We start from the raw sequence: 16,363 nt of genomic DNA on the forward strand, positions 1-16,363 counted from the left end.
GCGCGGTCGTCGTCCCGGGCGTTGCGGCTGCGGAGGCCCAGGGCCTGAGCGAAGGAACCGAGAGTGTGAAGTGCCCGCGAGCGAAGCTGACCGGACGCATCGTTCGTCAAAGCGACCCCGACTACGCCGAGGCGAGTCTGGGCTGGGACGAGCTGTTCGTCCACTATCCCTTGGTCATCGTCTACGCCCAGAAGGCTCAGGACGTGGTCAACGCCCTCACATGGGCACGGCAGCATGACGTTGCGCTGCGGGTGCGGAGCGGCGGCCACAGCCTTGAGGGCTGGTCGAACGTGGACAACGGCATCGTGATCGATGTCAGTGAACTGAAGTCGGCTCACCTTGACACCACCGCTCGCACGGCGACGGTTGGCGCCGGGCTCAGCCAGCTGGAAGCGGTGACCACGCTCGCGAAGAAGAACCTTGCAGTGACGACCGGAACGGAGGGAAGCGTCGGTCTGTCCGGCGCGACGCTCGGAGGCGGCTTCGGCTTCCTCACCCGCTACCTCGGCATGGCCTGCGACAGCCTGATCGGCGCCGAGATCGTCGTCGCGGAAGGCGCAAGCTGCGCCAAGGTGATCAACGCCGACCTGGAGAACCACTCCGACCTGCTCTGGGCCCTCCGTGGGGCAGGCAACGGCAACTTCGGGATCGTCACGTCCCTGACCTACAAGGTGACTCCGCTGGAGAGCGTCACCTACCTGCAGGCGACGTGGAACGGCATCGGAGATCTGCAGGGGGTCTTCGAGGCATGGCAGCGCACGGCGCCGGTCGCCGACGACCGCCTCGGCGCCCAGCTCGAAATTCGCAGGACCCAGATCCTGCTGTTCGCAGTCCTCGCGGAAGGAACACCAGCGGAGGCGAAGAAGGCGCTGGCCCCGATCCTGTCGGTCGGTGACCCCACCAGCACGGTGCAGGTCGGCAACTGGGGCGACGTGTACTCGGCGTTCCAGATCCCGACCGGGGACGAACCCGCGAACTGGAAGTTCTGCTCGCAATTCACCAACACGCCGTTCCCGAGGACAGCGATCAGCGTGATCGCCTCGTTCATGCATGACGCACCTACGGATGACAGCAACTTCTTCACCCAGGCCTTTGGCGGGGCTGTCAGGAAGAGCCCCCGCGGTGGTACGTCGTTCCCCCACCGCGACGCGCTCTTCTACTCCGAGCCCGGTGCCGGCTGGGGAAAACGCGGAGTACCGAGCAGCGGCAACGAGCTGACTACGCAGGCCCAGGCGTGGATCGCGGAGTTCAGCCAGGCACTGCGGCCCTACGTGAACGGCGCCTACGTCAACGTTCCAAACGCCGGGATGCAGAACTGGGAGACCGCCTACTGGGGAGACAACTTCGACCGGCTGCGCACAATCAAGGCGCAGTACGACCCCCAGAACGTGTTTCAGTACGAGCAGAGCATCCCGCCCGCATTCTGCTGACCGACCACAATCAGGCGACCGCCGCCGCGCGCCCCTGATGCAGCAGCCGCAACGTGGTCGTCCGAACCTCAGCCAACAACAGTCCGCCGCGACGTCGGGTCAGTCGACCGGGCTGCAGGAACACCATGTCAGTGCTCGAAGACACTGACATCTCCGGGCTCGGTCTCCAACGCCGGGCGATTGAGCAGCAGCAAGCCGACGAAGAACAGTCCACCCACAACGAGGAGGCCCACCACGATCAGCACGGGAACAAGTGCCTCAGCCGGCGACACCAGCACGAACAGAGCCGCGAGCGTCCACACCAGCGCGCAGACCGCGACCGGCAACTCGAACCGCCCGAGGTCGAACGCGCCCTTCTTGCGGTCCAACCGGCGGCGCACCGCAAGGTACAGGACGATCGTCGCGCCGTAGATGATCGCCGGAAGGATCGTGGACGCCGTGATCAGCTTCAGCAGCGCGGCGCCCGGCAGCGCGACCATCAGGAGGACACCCACGACGAGAATCAGCACCGTCGCGGGGACCGGCGTCTGTGTGCGAGGGCTGACCCGACGCATGAGCTGGTGGGCAGGGAAGCGCCCGTCGCGCGACATCGCGAAGACCATCCGTGAGCACGCGGTCATCACCACCGTCCCGGCGCCGAAGAAGGCGATCGCAATGGCCACCAGGAGCACTCTCTCCATCGGCGGCCCCAGTTGCTCACGCATGATCGCCGCAACGGGCGACTCGCTCGCGGTGATCCGTGGGATGTCCTCGATCGCGACAGTGAGGCAGATCAGGAACACGATCCCCAGCACACCGGCGGCCACGACGGACCCCACGATCGCGCGCGGGACGGTGCGGAAGGGGTCCTTGGCCTCCTCGGCCAGGTTCGCCGCGGAATCGAAGCCGACGAGCGTGGCGAGGCCCATGATCATCGCGATCATCAGCCCGCCGCCGACGTCGAAGTAGTGCGGGGCATGCTCGGTGATGCCGCGCGAGGTCAGGTTGCCGGCCGCGCCACGGCCGGTGACCGCCACCGCGATGGCAAGGGCGAGCGCCACCACCACGACCAACGCCAGCTCCAGCCCCACCGCGCTCGTGTTGATCAGGCTGACGAGGCGTGTCGAGGCCACGACGACCAAGGCCTGGACCAGCAGAATCACAAGGGTGATCATCCGCGCGGTGTCCTCGTCCGGCCGCATACCCACGAGCGGCATGAACGCCTGACTCGCGAGCGCATTGTCGATCGCCACCACCGCGATGGCCAGGTAGCAGAAGCTCAGCCAGCCGAATCCCCAGCCGACCTTCGGGTTGGCCAGCCGCGAGGCCCACTGGTAGGACGAGCCACTGAGCGGGATACGCCCCGCAAGCTGCGCCACGACCAGGGCCACCAGCACCTGCCCCACCGTCGCGACGACCCACAGCCAGATCCCCACCGGTCCCGCGTTCTGCAGCACATCGTCGTAGGTCGAGAAGATGCCGACCGCCACCGAGATGAACGCGAACGAGATCGCGAACACCTGAAAGGAGCCGAGCGTCCGCTTCAGCTCCTGTTGATAGCCCCCGAGGGCGGCGGAGTCGTCCCTGCCCTCGGGGCCCGGCGCAGCCGCTTCCACCACTTCGGCACCCGCCTTCCGTCACGCCCAGCCAGCCGACCGACACCCTCGCACCGGCTTTCACGGGCCACGCGCCACCTTCCCATCCGTGCACTTCTCTTACATCTAAGACATATGCACAGCACTTGCGCACCCGGAAGATCAGTACCGTCACCCACACGGCACTGACAACCAAAGAGCCCCTTCTCGGCGGAAGGGGCTCAACAGGCAGGCAGCCACGCCCGGCTCTGGAACGAGCCTCAGATCCACTCCACCTCGGAGACGATCTGCGAGCTGCTTCCGGGACGCGGCAACGTCGTCCCGGGCGAGACCGGCGGCACCGGAGGGAGCAGCTTGCCGATGTCGGCGCTCATGATTCGAGCGTACGGCGACAAGTCAAAACTTGGCGCAGGCTTCGCGATACGTCACCACGCACGCGCTCAGACCCACTCAATTCTCCGAGAGAGAATGCCAGGCGCGCTCCCAGGTGACGGCAGCGGCGTCCGGCGCGCCTCGCGGGCAGGCTGTTGCTTCCTGCCCGCGAGACCAAGTGCAGTCAGCACCGCATCCACTTCACCTTCAGTGACGTCCGTCATAGCGTTGACGACGCGTCGTAACGCGTCACTCAAGACCGGTTCACGTTTCCGCTGGTCGCAGGCTTCTTGACCGTCAAGGGCAGCAGCTTCTTACCGGTCGGGCCGATCTGGATGTGGGTGTCCATCTGCGGGCAGACGCCGCAGTCGAAGCACGGGGTCCAGCGGCAGTCCTCGACCTCGGTCTCGTCGAGGGCGTCCTGCCAGTCCTCCCACAGCCAGTCCTTGTCGAGGCCGGAGTCGAGGTGGTCCCAGGGGAGGACCTCCTCGTAGGTGCGCTCGCGCGTGGTGTACCAGTCGACGTCGACGCCGAAGGGGGCCAGCGCCTTGTCCGCGCAGGCCATCCAGCGGTCGTAGGAGAAGTGCTCGCGCCAGCCGTCGAAGCGGCCGCCGTCGTCGTAGACCGCGCGGATGACCGCGCCGATGCGGCGGTCGCCACGGGAGAGCAGGCCCTCGACGATGCCGGGCTTGCCGTCGTGGTAGCGGAAGCCGATCGAGCGGCCGTACTTCTTGTCGCCGCGGATCTTGTCGCGGAGCTTCTCCAGGCGGGCGTCCGTCTCCTCGGCCGAGAGCTGCGGGGCCCACTGGAAGGGGGTGTGGGGCTTCGGGACGAAACCGCCGATGGAGACCGTGCAGCGGATGTCGTTCGACCGGGAGACCTCGCGGCCCTTCTGGATCACGTGCATCGCCATGTCGGCGATCTGGAGGACGTCGTCGTCCGTCTCCGTCGGCAGGCCGCACATGAAGTACAGCTTCACCTGGCGCCAGCCGTTGCCGTAAGCGGTGGCGACGGTCCGGATCAGGTCCTCTTCCGAGACCATCTTGTTGATGACCTTGCGCATGCGCTCGGAGCCGCCCTCGGGGGCGAAGGTCAGACCGGAGCGGCGGCCGTTGCGCGTCAGCTCGTTCGCCAGGTCGACGTTGAAGGCGTCCACGCGGGTGGAGGGGAGGGAGAGGCCGATCTTGTCTTCCTCGTACCTGTCCGCCAGGCCCTTGGCGATGTCGCCGATCTCCGAGTGGTCCGCCGAGGAGAGGGACAGCAGGCCCACCTCCTCGAAGCCCGTCGCCTTGAGGCCCTTCTCGACCATCTCGCCGATGCCGGTGATCGAGCGCTCGCGGACGGGGCGCGTGATCATGCCTGCCTGGCAGAAGCGGCAGCCTCGGGTGCAGCCACGGAAGATCTCGACCGACATGCGCTCGTGGACCGTCTCGGCGAGCGGCACCAGGGGCTGCTTGGGGTACGGCCACTCGTCCAGGTCCATCACCGTGTGCTTGGACACGCGCCACGGGACGCCCGACTTGTTGGGGACCACACGGGCGATACGGCCGTCGGCGAGGTACTCGACGTCGTAGAACGCCGGGATGTACACCGAGCCCGTCTTCGCCAGGCGGAAGAGGACCTCCTCGCGGCCGCCGGGGCAGCCCTCGGCCTTCCACTCACGGATGATCCTCGTCATGTCCAGCACGGCCTGTTCGCCGTCGCCGATGATCGCCGCGTCGATGAAGTCCGCGATCGGCTCGGGGTTGAACGCCGCGTGGCCGCCCGCCAGCACGATCGGGTCGTCGATCGTGCGGTCCTTGGACTCCAGCGGGATGCCGGCCAGGTCCAGGGCGGTCAGCATGTTCGTGTAGCCCAGCTCCGTGGAGAAGGACAGGCCGAACACGTCGAAGGCCTTGACCGGGCGGTGGCTGTCCACCGTGAACTGCGGGACGCCGTGCTCCCGCATCAGCGCCTCCAGGTCCGGCCACACGCTGTACGTGCGCTCGGCGAGGACACCCTCCCGCTCGTTGAGTACCTCGTAGAGGATCATGACGCCCTGGTTGGGCAGGCCGACCTCGTACGCGTCCGGGTACATGAGTGCCCAGCGGACGTCGCAGCTGTCCCACTCCTTGACGGTGGAGTTCAGCTCGCCGCCCACGTACTGGATCGGCTTCTGCACATGCGGCAGCAGGGCTTCGAGCTGCGGGAACACCGACTCGACAGACATCGGGGGAACCTTTGTGAGCTGACAGGGGTGACCACCAAGCGTAACCCGCCCGGAGGACTCCCCCGCACGATCAGACCGACATCCCGGTCCGGATCTCCTTCCACAGGCCCGGCAGGTCCGCCTCCACGGCCGCCGCCCGTGCCTCCTCCCTGCCGTACAGCAGCCCGTACGTGAACGCGCTCTCCCCTGCCGCGTGCGCCACCGCGGACAGCTCGCGCAGGGTGTGGCGGGCCATGACGCTGTCCTGGTGTTCGCCGAGCAGGCTGGTCAGGGACTTCGTGGACTTGGCCAGGGAGCGGGCGGGGCCGCCGAGGGCGGGGATGGCCGCCTCGGCCGCGTACCGGGTGCGCTTGGCCTTCTTGCGGGCCTCGTGGATGGCCACGTCGCGCTCCTCGCCGGGCGGATCGTCCAGTGCCTGGGTGACCAGACCGATGACCTTCGCGAAGTCCTTGCGTACGGCCTTGGCGAGCACTTTCTCCGGCTTCTGGGCCGCGCTCTTGCGGAGCGGCGGGTCGGCGAGCAGGGCGTCCAGACTGTCGAGCAGGGCCAGGTAGCGGGCGGAGTCCAGGATGGCGATGAGGTGGCCGCGGGTGCTGCCGTGCCGGGCGCTCGCCCAGCTGTCGAGCCGTTGGTGCACGGGCCCGGAGACCAGGGCGGGCGGGAGACCGCCGAGGACGGTCGTCAGGCGCTCGGCCAGGACCTCCTGGTCCCGGTCGGCGCCCAGCTCGCCCGCCAGCCACTTCAGCTCGGCCGCGATCGGGGTGGTGACGGCGGGGTCGAGGACCGTGCCGAAGGTGCGGAAGGTGCTGCGCATACGGCGGGTGGCCACCCGCATCTGGTGGACGGAGTCGGGCACGTCCCGGCGGACGCCCGGGTCGTACGCGAGCATCGCCTCGCGCTGTTCGCGCACGTAGGCGAGGACATGGTCGCCTGCGGTCACGGGCTTGGCCCGGCGCCCGGAGTCGGGCCGCCGGCCGCCGGTCTGCTCCAGGGCCCGGGCCACCTTGGACTCCGAGGCCGACGGCCGTACACCCGCCTTGCGCAGGCGCTTGTCCACCCGGTCGAGGAAGGCCGGGTCGCCGTCGTCCGCCAGCTCCACCTCGATCTCGGTCCACTGGGTGCTCCCGCCCTTGCCGATGAGCAGTTCGGCGGTCACGGTGTCGACGCTCGCCTCGGCCAGCAGCCCGCCGTCGATGTCCACGAGGTGGCGCACGTCGCGGGCGGAGCGGAGCCTGACGACCGGGATCAGCTCGGCGCAGCGGACCCGGGAGCGGACCAGCGCGGCGATCTCGTCGGGTACGGAGTCGGACAGCGGTGCCCTGATCTCGTCGCGGACTCCGGGGGCGACGGGGAATTTCAGGTGCCAGCCGGCGTCCGAGCCTCCGGTTCGGCGGCGCAGGGTGAGGGAGGCGGCGGCCAGGCGCTGGTCGGCCGTGTCGTAGTAGGTGGCGTCCAGTTCGACGAGGCCCTTGTCGAGGACGTCCGCCACCGCGCCGACGCCGGTCAGGTCGGGCAGCCCGCTGTCCTCGGACTCGTACTTGCGCTCGATCTCGCGCTTCGTATCCGCCATGAACCGAATCTAGTGGCAGTCGAGCCGGGAAGGCAGGGGGCATCCCAGGTGAATGGCAGGAAAACTCCCCTCATTCCCCCGGTGAACGCCCTTACGCGGACATGGGTCTCTGCACCTTGATCGACTGGAGCAGTCCCACCGCCACCCACACCGCGAACATCGACGATCCGCCGTACGACACGAACGGCAGGGGCAGGCCGGTGACCGGCATGATGCCCAGCGTCATACCGATGTTCTCGAACGCCTGGAAGGCGAACCAGGCGACGATGCCGGCGGCGACGATCGTGCCGTACAGCTCGGTCGAGTCGCGGGCGATGCGGCAGGCGCGCCACAGGATCACGCCGAGCAGGAGGATGATCAGGCCCGCTCCGACGAAGCCCAGTTCCTCCCCCGCGACCGTGAAGACGAAGTCCGTCTGCTGCTCGGGCACGAACTGGCCGGTGGTCTGCGAGCCGTGGAACAGGCCCGCGCCGGTCAGCCCGCCGGAGCCGATCGCGATGCGGGCCTGGTTGGTGTTGTAGCCGACGCCGGCCGGGTCGAGGTCGGGGTTGGCGAAGGCGGCGAAGCGGTTGATCTGGTACTCGTCCAGGATGTGCAGCTGCCAGATGGCGATGCAGCCGCTCACGCCGGCGGCGAGCAGGCCGAAGATCCAGCGGTTGGAGGCGCCGGAGGCGAGGAGCACGCCCAGGATGATCGCCACCATGGCCAGGACCGTCCCGAGGTCGGGCATCAGCAGCACGATCAGGATCGGCACGGTGGCCAGGCCCAGCGACTGCAGGACCGTGCGGTGGTCGGGGTACGGCTTGTCACCGGCGTCGACCCGGGCCGCCAGTATCATCGCCATGCCCAGGATGATCGTGATCTTCACGAACTCGGCGGGCTGGAGCGAGAAGCCGCCGCCGAAGACGATCCAGTTGCGGCTGCCGTTGATGGTGGCGCCGAGCGGGGTGAGCACCAGCAGCACCCCGAGCAGCGAGGTGCCGTAGAGGATCGGCACGGCGTTGCGCAGGGCCCGGTGGCCGAGCCAGAGCGTGCCGACCATCAGCGCGAGGCCGATGCCGAGGTTCATCAGGTGCCGGAGCAGGAAGTAGTACGGGTCGCCCTGGTTGATCTCGGTGCGGTTGCGGGTCGCCGAGTACACCAGCAGGGAGCCGATCAGCGACAGCGCGGTGGCCGCGAACAGCATCGGCAGGTCGAGCCGACGGGCCAGCGAGTCGCGGGCGAAGATCCTGGTCCAGCCGGCCCGCTCGGGGCCGTACCCGGAGACGGAGAAGCTGTTGCCGGTCATGTGAGCGTCCTCCGGCTTCCCCTCCGGCGCGGCCGCCTGCGGGTGTTGCTGTTGCCCGTGCTGGGCGAGGGTGAGGTGGCGGCCTGCTGGTCGTCCCCGTTGGTGGGGTTGTCCTTCTGGGAGGCCTCGGCGTCCTTGGCCGGGTCTCCCTTGATCTTCGGTGCGGCGATCGTGCCGTCCGTGCGGACCTTCGGCAGGCTCTTCTGCGGCTGCGGCAGCAGCGCCTTCTTGTTGTCGATGGAGCCGTCGCCCTGAACGCCGTAGAGCGCGCTGTAGATGTTGCGCACGGCCTCACCGGAGGCTCCGGAACCCGTACCGGCCTGGGCGATCGTCATGATCACCGTGTAGTCCTTGGAGTAGGTGGCCAGCCAGGACGTGGTCTGCTTGCCGTAGACCTCCGCGGTACCGGTCTTGGCGTGCAGCGCGATCTTGTCCTGCGGCCAGCCGCCGAACTTCCAGGCGGCGGTACCGCGGGTGATGACGCCCGCGAAGGCGTCGTTCATGCCCCTGAGGGTGGCCCGGCTGACCGGCAGCCTGCCGCTCTTCCTCGGTTTGATCTCCTGCACGGCCCTGCCGTCGGCGCTGACGACCGCCTTGCCGATGGTCGGCTCGTACATGGTGCCGCCGTTGGCGACGGCTCCGTAGATCACGGCCTCCTGGATCGGCGTGACGAGGGTGTCGCCCTGGCCGATGGAGTAGTTGATCTCGTCACCCTCGCGCATCTTGTTGCCCTCGAGGCAGTTCTCGTACGCGATCTTCTCGACGTAGGAGCCGTCCTTCTTACCGGACTTGCACCAGGCGTCCTTGTTGGCCTTCCAGTAGTCGAGCTTCCACTGGCGGTCGGGGACGCGGCCGGTGACCTCGTTGGGCAGGTCGACGCCGGTCTCCTTGCCGAGGCCGAACTGGTGGGCGGTCTTGAAGAAGTAGTCCTTGGGCTCGCCCTTCTTGGGGTTGATGCCGCCGTCCTTCTTCCACTCCCGGTCCGCGAGGCCGTAGAAGACGGTGTCGCAGGAGACCTCCAGCGCCCGGCCGAGCGAGATCGGGCCGAAGCTCTCCCCCTCGAAGTTCTTGAAGACCTGGCCGCCGACGGAGTAGGAGCTGGTGCACGGATAGCCGCCGTCCCACGCGTAGCCGGCCTGGACCGCGGCGGCCGTGGAGACCACCTTGAACGTCGAACCGGGCGCGGCCTGACCCTGTATGGCCCTGTTGAGCAGCGGGTAGTCGCTGTTCTTGCCGGTGAGCGTCTTGTAGTCCTTGGCGGAGATGCCGCCCACCCAGACGTTCGGGTCGTAGGTCGGGGCGGAGGCCATGGCGACGATCCGGCCGGTCTTGGCCTCCATCACCACGACGGCACCGGAGTCGGCCTTGTAGTTCTCGCCGGTGATCTTGTCGAACTGCTCGCGGGCCTTCTTCATGGCCTTGTTCAGCTCGTACTCGGCGACCCGCTGGACCCGGGAGTCGATGCTGGTGACCAGGTTGGAGCCGGACTCGGCGGCATCCGACTTGGCCTTGCCGATGACCCGGCCGAGGTTGTCCACCTCGTAGCGAGTGACGCCGGCCTTGCCGCGCAGCACCTTGTCGTACTGGCGCTCCAGTCCCGAGCGGCCGACCATGTCGGAGCGCAGGTAGGGCGAGTCGGTGTCCTTGGCCTGCTGGATCTCGTTGTCGGTGACCGGCGAGAGGTAGCCGAGGACCTGGGCGGTGTTGGACTTGCCCGGGCCCGCGTAGCGGCGCACGGCCTCCGGCTCGGCGGTGATGCCGGGGAAGTCCTCGGCGCGCTCGCGGATCTGCAGGGCCTGCTTGGGCGTTGCCTCGTCGGTGATCGGGATCGGCTGGTACGGCGAGCCGTTCCAGCAGGGTTGAGGGGTCTTCGCGTCGCACAGCCGGACCTTCTGCATGACCTCCGCGGGCTTCATGCCGAGGACGCCGGACAGCTTGGCGAGGACGGCCTTGCCGTCGTCCTTCTGCTTCAGCAGGTCGGTGCGGGAGGCGGAGACGACCAGGCGGGTCTCGTTGTCGGCGAGCGGCACGCCCCGGGCGTCCAGGATGTCACCGCGCACCGCGGGGTCGACGACCTGCTGGACGTGGTTGCCGGAAGCCTCCTTCTGGTACTCGGCGCCCTCGCGGATCTGGAGGTACCACAGGCGGCCGCCGAGGGTGCCCAGGAGGGAGAGGACGAGGATCTGGATCACTACGAGCCGGGTCTGGACGCGTGGGGTCCGTCCGGTCTCGGGAATATTGGTCATGGGCGAAGCCCATTCCTTGGAAGGGTGGTGGTGGGAGACGGGCGGGCATCGGTCACTGCGGCTGTCTCCCCCTCTCAGTACGTGTACGTGTCATATACGACGAAGCTGTGCGTGCCCCCGAGCAACTCCCGTGTGCTCACAGACGCTTGACCCCCTTGATGCGGCCGACCCGGGTCGAGCGGGTGCGGGCCTTGGCCTTGAGCCCGCCGAAGCCGCCGCGCTGGCTGCCGATCCGCAGGCCGGTGCCCGAGGAGAGCCAGCCGGAGGAGATGTCGCCGGCCTTGGCGGTGGGGCCGGCCTCGGCGAGCGGGTCGTTGTCGGAGCGGCGGGCCAGCCACATGATCCCGGGGACCACGAACGGCGCGAGCAGCAGGTCGTACAGGGCGGCCGAGAACAGCAGCCCGGTCAGGCCGACATGGCGGGCGGCGGTGTCACCGACCAGGGCGCCGACGCTCGCGTACAGCAGGGTGGAGCCGACCGCGGCGGCGACCACGACGGCCATCGGGCCGGTCGCCGACTTCAGGCGGCCGTTCTCCGGCTTGATGAGTCCGGCGGCGTAGCCGATGACGCACAGCACGAGGGCGTAGCGGCCGGCCGCGTGGTCGGCGGGCGGGGCGAGGTCGGCGAGCAGGCCGGCGCCGAAGCCGACGAGGGCGCCGCCCACGTGGCCGTAGACCATGGCGAGTCCGAGGACGGTGAGCAGCAGCAGGTCGGGGACGGCGCCCGGAAGGTGCAGCCGGGCGAGGACGCTCACCTGGATCACCAGGGCGACGACCACCAGCGCACTGGAGAGCAGGATCCGGTTGAAACGCATGGGGATTCAGCTCCTACTGCTGCTGCTCGTCGGTGGCGTTCGCGTCGGCGGACGGTGTGACCGTGACGGTCACCGTCGGTGTCGGGACCGGCTTGGGCTTGGCCGGCAGGACCTCGTCGCGCGGGTCGCTCTTCGGTGCTTCGACGACCACGCCGACGATGTCGAGTTGGGTGAAGCTGACGTACGGCGTGACGTAGAGGGTGCGGGTGAGGCCGCCGCCGGAGGGGTCGACGCGGGAGACGACGCCGACCGGGACACCCGGCACGAACGGCCTGTCGGCCTGGGAGCCGAAGGTGACGAGCCGGTCGCCCTTCTTCACCTCGGCCTTGCCGTTGAGCAGTTCCACCCGCAGCGGGCGGTCGCCCTGGCCGGAGGCGAAGCCGAGTTCGTCGCCGGCCTCCATGCGGGTGCCGACGGTGAAGTCGGGGTCGTTGGCGAGCAGCACGGTGGAGGTGCCGGGGCCGACGGTGGTGACCCGGCCGACGAGCCCGTCACCGTTCAGTACGGTCATGTCGCGCTTGACGCCGTCGTTCGCGCCGATGTCGATGGTGATGGTCCAGGAGAAGCCCTGTGCCGACCCTATGGCGATGACCTGGGCGCCCTTGATCCCGTACTGGCCCTCGCCGGCGATCTTCAGCATCTTGTCGAGCTGCTTGAGGCGGCTGCGGTTGCGGTCGTCGCTGCCGAGCTTCGCCTTGAGGGCCGCGTTCTCCTTCTCCAGCATCGCGAGCCGGTCGTGGCGGCTGCTGGAGTCACGGACGGCGGAGACGGCGTTGCCGACCGGGTCGACCGCCGAGGACAGCCCGTTCTCGATCGGGCCGAACACCGTGGCCGCGGCTTGCCGGGCACCCTCGACCGGCGAGTTCCGGCCGCCGCGGATGTCCACCGTGATCAGCGCGAATGCGATGGCGACCAGCAGGACCAGGAGCAGCCGGCTCTCTTTCGTGTCCCTCACGTGCGGCGGCCGTGCCCTTCCTCAGTAGGAATTCGGGAACCCCTCAAGGCGCCCCTCGCGAAGCGCAGACCCAAGGGGTCCATTTGTGGGAGCTTATGCCTCTATATCAACGATCCGCCGTACGAGGGGAGATCATCTCGTACGGCGGAATCGAAGAGTTCGTCATCTGCGGGGCTGGGCGTCCAGGACCTGCTGGAGCGCCTCGAACTCCTCGACGCACTTGCCGGAGCCGAGCGCCACGCTGTCCAGCGGGTCCTCGGCGATGTGGATCGGCATGCCGGTCTCCCGTCGCAGCCGCTCGTCCAGACCGCGCAGCAGCGCTCCGCCGCCGGTCAGAACGATTCCCCTGTCCATGATGTCGCCGGACAGCTCCGGCGGGCACTTGTCGAGGGTCGTCTTGACGGCGTCGACGATCGCGTTGACCGGCTCCTCGATCGCCTTGCGGACCTCGGCGGCCGAGATGACGACGGTCTTCGGCAGTCCGGAGACCAGGTCCCGGCCGCGGATCTCGGTGTGCTCGTCGGCGTCGAGGTCGTACGCCGAGCCGATCGTGATCTTGATCTGCTCGGCCGTCCGCTCACCCAGCAGAAGGCTGTACTCCTTCTTGATGTGCTGGATGATCGCGTTGTCCAGTTCGTCGCCCGCGACACGGATGGACTGGGCGGTGACGATGCCGCCGAGCGAGATGACCGCGACCTCCGTGGTGCCGCCGCCGATGTCCACCACCATGTTGCCGGTGGCCTCGTGGACCGGCAGGCCCGAGCCGATGGCCGCGGCCATGGGCTCCTCGATGATGTGCACCTGGCGGGCGCCGGCCTGGGAGGACGCCTCGATGACGGCGCGGCGCTCGACGCCGGTGATGCCCGAGGGCACACAGACGACGACCCGCGGCCGGGCGAGATACCGCCGCTTGTGGATCTTCAGGATGAAGTAGCGGAGCATCCGCTCGGTGATCTCGAAGTCGGCGATCACGCCGTCCTTCAGCGGTCGCACGGCGACGATGTTCCCGGGCGTCCGGCCGATCATCTTCTTGGCTTCGGCACCGACCGCGAGGATGCCGCCGGTGTTGGTGTTGATCGCGACGACGGACGGCTCGTTGAGTACGATTCCGCGACCCCTGACGTACACCAGCGTGTTGGCGGTCCCGAGGTCGACAGCCATGTCACGGCCGATGAACGACATTGAGTTCCCCATCCGGATTCATCTGGCCTTCCGAAGCTTTGAGGGCATTTCAGGTCGGCGAGGCGGGTGCTGTGACGTGAAGGCTTCCATCGTAAACGCGCCTGCACGAACACTGCGCGAGGGTCTTCGCCATTGTCAGCAGATGGCGCATCGCCTCGCTTGTGGAGACGGCCCATCGGAGGCACACGTTCCCCCGATCGGCAACGCATATGCCAAGGGACGGCCGAAAACGTACGGCCGTCCCTGGTCAGGACTCCGAGCGGAGCTGACGCCCCCTCAGAAAAATTCGCGGAAAATCCGCCAGGTGGTCGCTCAGGCGCGCCCGGGGAAGAAGATCTTCACCTCGCGTTCGGCGGACTCCTCCGAGTCGGACGCGTGGATCAGGTTCTCGCGGACGATGACGCCGTAGTCGCCCCGGATGGAGCCGGGGGCGGCCGCGATCGGGTCGGTCGGACCGGCGAGCGCGCGCAGCCCCTCGATGACCCGCTCACCCTCGACGATCAGCGCGACGACCGGACCGGAGGCCATGAACTCCACCAGCGGCTCGTAGAACGGCTTGCCGACGTGCTCGCCGTAGTGCTGCTCCAGCGTGCCGCGGTCCAGGGTGCGCAGCTCCAGCGCGGTGATCTGCCAGCCGGCCTTGCGCTCGATACGGCTGATGATCTCGCCGGTCAGGCCCCGACGAACGGCATCGGGCTTGAGCAGGACGAGGGTGCGCTGAGTCACGGGGGCTCCTTACGACTGGCATGTGCGGTGGGACGAGGTTACAGGGCGTGTCCGCGGCGCTGTTACGCAGCGTCAGGTGTAGAGGAGGAGTCCGACTGCGCCGCGAAGCGGGCCTTGGCCTCGTCGACCTTCCGCCCGAAGTGCACCGACGCCCACCACAGGGCGGCGAAGACCGCGCCCATGAAGTACATGGTCGGGACGAAGACGCCGGACGCGATCAGTGTGAGCTGGAGCGCCCAGCCGAGGGCGACGCCGCCCGGCCGGGTCACCATGCCGCACAGCAGCACGCACAGGACCATGGCGATGCCGCTGACCAGCCACACCGTCGTGGTGGACAGGTCCGGGTCCTTCATGGCCACGAGGCCGGCGAACCCGATGATGAAGAACTCGCCGATCAGCGTTGACGAACAGAGCGTGCGCACGACGGAAACTCAGCCCTTCCCCAGCAACAGGCGGGCCTCGCCCACCGTGATGACCGACCCGGTGACCAGTACGCCGCCGCCGGTGAACTCGCCTTCCTCCTCGGCCAGCGTGATCGCGGCCTCCAGCGCCTCCGGCAGCTCCGGCTCGACCTGGACCCGCTCCTCGCCGAACACCTCGACGGCGATCGCCGCCAGTTCGTCCGCATCCATGGCGCGATGCGTGGAGTTCTGCGTGACGACGACCTCGGCGAAGATCGGCTCGAAGGCCTCCAGCAGCCCCCGTACGTTCTTGTCGGCGCTCGCCCCGACCACACCGATGAGCCGGCTGAAGTCGAACGCCTCGCGCACGGCCTCGGCGGTGGCCTCGGCGCCCGCCGGGTTGTGGGCGGCGTCCAGCACGACCGTCGGAGACCGCCGTACGACCTCCAGCCGTCCCGGCGAGGTCACGGCCGCGAAGGCCTTGCGCACGGTGTCGATGTCCAGCGGCTCCGCGCGCAGCGCGCCGACGCCGAAGAACGCCTCGACGGCGGCGAGCGCCACGGCCGCGTTGTGCGCCTGGTGGGCGCCGTGCAGGGGCAGGTACACCTCGGGGTACTCGCCGCCGAGACCGCGCAGGGTGAGGACCTGTCCGCCGACCGCGACCTGCCGGGAGACGACCCCGAACTCCAGCCCCTCCCGGGCCACGGTGGCGTCGACCTCGACGGCCTTCTTCAGTAGCACCTGCGCCGCGTCCACCGGCTGCTGCGCCAGGATCACGGTCGCGTCCTGCTTGATGACGCCGCCCTTCTCACCGGCGATCTCGCCCGGCGTCTCGCCCAGCCGGTCGGTGTGGTCGAGGCCGATGGGGGTGATCACGGCGACGTCGCCGTCGATCACGTTCGTCGCGTCCCAGCTGCCGCCCATGCCGACCTCGACGACGGCGACGTCCACCGGCGCATCCGCGAACGCGGCGTACGCCATGCCGGTGAGGACCTCGAAGAAGGACAGCCGGTACTCCTGCGAGGCGTCCACCATCTCGATGTACGGCTTGATGTCCTGATACGTCTCGACGAACCGCTCGGCGGAGATCGGGGCGCCGTCCAGGCTGATCCGCTCGGTGATCGACTGCACGTGCGGGCTGGTGTACCGGCCGGTGCGCAGCTCGAAGGCGCCGAGCAGGGCCTCGATCATGCGGGCGGTGGAGGTCTTGCCGTTCGTCCCCGTGATGTGGATCGAGGGGTACGACCGCTGCGGCTCGCCCAGCACGTCCATCAGCGCGGCGATCCGGCTGACGGAGGGCTCCAACTTGGTCTCGCCCCAGCGGGTGGCCAGCTCCGTCTCGACCTCGCGCAGGGCCTTGTCGACCTCGGGGTCCTCCGGCCGCGCGGGTACGTCGGCCTGCGGCCGGCCCCCCTGGGTGCGCAGGGTACGGCTGCCGGCCTCGATCACCGCGAGGTCGGGGTCGCGGTCGGTCTCTTCGGCGATGATCTCTTCGAAGGCGTCGAGGGGGTCGGGCGTGTCACTGGTGCCGGGCGCTTCGCTCACGAGACCAGTCTACGGAGCCGGAGTGACAAAGGGTGCGGTGGCTCTTTTGGC

General features: G+C 68.6%; 12 protein-coding genes. 1 reads left to right on the forward strand and 11 read right to left on the reverse strand.

Annotation, left to right across the window (positions count from 1 at the left end; genetic code table 11):
* Positions 1–203 precede the first annotated feature (203 nt).
* A complete protein-coding gene (locus ABZ471_RS31965; RefSeq protein WP_359071305.1) occupies positions 204–1,430 on the forward strand; it encodes an FAD-binding oxidoreductase in 1,227 nt (408 codons plus the stop codon).
* A 128-nt stretch (positions 1,431–1,558) separates the two neighbouring features.
* Here the strand turns inward: ABZ471_RS31965 and ABZ471_RS31970 are convergent, their stop codons facing one another.
* The 11 genes from ABZ471_RS31970 to ABZ471_RS32020 form a co-directional block, all read right to left on the reverse strand.
* Positions 1,559–3,028 carry an amino acid permease gene (locus ABZ471_RS31970; protein ID WP_359071307.1) on the reverse strand — a complete coding sequence of 490 codons (1,470 nt, stop codon included), beginning with the start codon at positions 3,026–3,028 and terminating at the stop codon, positions 1,559–1,561.
* Between the two features lie 601 nt (positions 3,029–3,629).
* Positions 3,630–5,585: a TIGR03960 family B12-binding radical SAM protein gene (locus tag ABZ471_RS31975; RefSeq protein ID WP_359071309.1), complete on the reverse strand. Its 1,956-nt coding sequence runs from the start codon at positions 5,583–5,585 to the stop codon at positions 3,630–3,632.
* 70 nt (positions 5,586–5,655) lie between these two features.
* Entirely contained in the window at positions 5,656–7,155 is a 1,500-nt protein-coding gene (locus ABZ471_RS31980) for a CYTH and CHAD domain-containing protein (protein ID WP_359071311.1), read from the reverse strand.
* Positions 7,156–7,246: 91 nt separating this feature from the next.
* A complete protein-coding gene (gene rodA / locus ABZ471_RS31985; protein ID WP_359071313.1) occupies positions 7,247–8,443 on the reverse strand; it encodes a rod shape-determining protein RodA in 1,197 nt (398 codons plus the stop codon).
* A complete protein-coding gene (mrdA, locus tag ABZ471_RS31990) occupies positions 8,440–10,689 on the reverse strand; it encodes a penicillin-binding protein 2 (RefSeq protein ID WP_359071315.1) in 2,250 nt (749 codons plus the stop codon). Before mrdA ends, rodA begins: the two co-directional genes overlap by 4 nt.
* A 136-nt stretch (positions 10,690–10,825) precedes the next feature.
* Entirely contained in the window at positions 10,826–11,503 is a 678-nt protein-coding gene (gene mreD, locus ABZ471_RS31995) for a rod shape-determining protein MreD (protein ID WP_359071317.1), read from the reverse strand.
* A gap of 13 nt (positions 11,504–11,516) precedes the next feature.
* On the reverse strand, positions 11,517–12,458 hold the full coding sequence (gene mreC, locus ABZ471_RS32000; RefSeq protein ID WP_359071319.1) for a rod shape-determining protein MreC: 942 nt from the start codon (positions 12,456–12,458) through the stop codon (positions 11,517–11,519).
* Positions 12,459–12,620: 162 nt separating this feature from the next.
* Positions 12,621–13,640, reverse strand: a complete 1,020-nt coding sequence (locus tag ABZ471_RS32005; protein ID WP_004931372.1) for a rod shape-determining protein — start codon at positions 13,638–13,640, stop codon at positions 12,621–12,623.
* Between the two features lie 312 nt (positions 13,641–13,952).
* A complete protein-coding gene (ndk, locus tag ABZ471_RS32010; protein ID WP_359071321.1) occupies positions 13,953–14,366 on the reverse strand; it encodes a nucleoside-diphosphate kinase in 414 nt (137 codons plus the stop codon).
* 62 nt (positions 14,367–14,428) lie between these two features.
* Positions 14,429–14,788, reverse strand: a complete 360-nt coding sequence (locus ABZ471_RS32015) for a DUF4233 domain-containing protein (protein WP_359071323.1) — start codon at positions 14,786–14,788, stop codon at positions 14,429–14,431.
* 9 nt (positions 14,789–14,797) lie between these two features.
* Positions 14,798–16,312: a folylpolyglutamate synthase/dihydrofolate synthase family protein gene (locus ABZ471_RS32020; protein ID WP_359071325.1), complete on the reverse strand. Its 1,515-nt coding sequence runs from the start codon at positions 16,310–16,312 to the stop codon at positions 14,798–14,800.
* Positions 16,313–16,363: the final 51 nt, after the last annotated feature.

The sequence above is a fragment of the Streptomyces sp. NPDC005728 genome (assembly GCF_040630895.1).
In the GTDB taxonomy this organism is placed as follows: Bacteria; Actinomycetota; Actinomycetes; order Streptomycetales; family Streptomycetaceae; genus Streptomyces.

Bases quoted from the DNA above. Each gene is read 5' to 3' on its own strand.
- ABZ471_RS32005 (WP_004931372.1), bottom strand. From the start codon at position 13,640: ATGTCGTTCATCGGCCGTGACATGGCTGTCGACCTCGGGACCGCCAAC.
- mreD (WP_359071317.1), bottom strand. From the start codon at position 11,503: ATGCGTTTCAACCGGATCCTGCTCTCCAGTGCGCTGGTGGTCGTCGCC.
- ABZ471_RS31980 (WP_359071311.1), bottom strand. From the start codon at position 7,155: ATGGCGGATACGAAGCGCGAGATCGAGCGCAAGTACGAGTCCGAGGAC.
- mrdA (WP_359071315.1), bottom strand. From the start codon at position 10,689: ATGACCAATATTCCCGAGACCGGACGGACCCCACGCGTCCAGACCCGG.
- ABZ471_RS31975 (WP_359071309.1), bottom strand. From the start codon at position 5,585: ATGTCTGTCGAGTCGGTGTTCCCGCAGCTCGAAGCCCTGCTGCCGCAT.
- rodA (WP_359071313.1), bottom strand. From the start codon at position 8,443: ATGACCGGCAACAGCTTCTCCGTCTCCGGGTACGGCCCCGAGCGGGCC.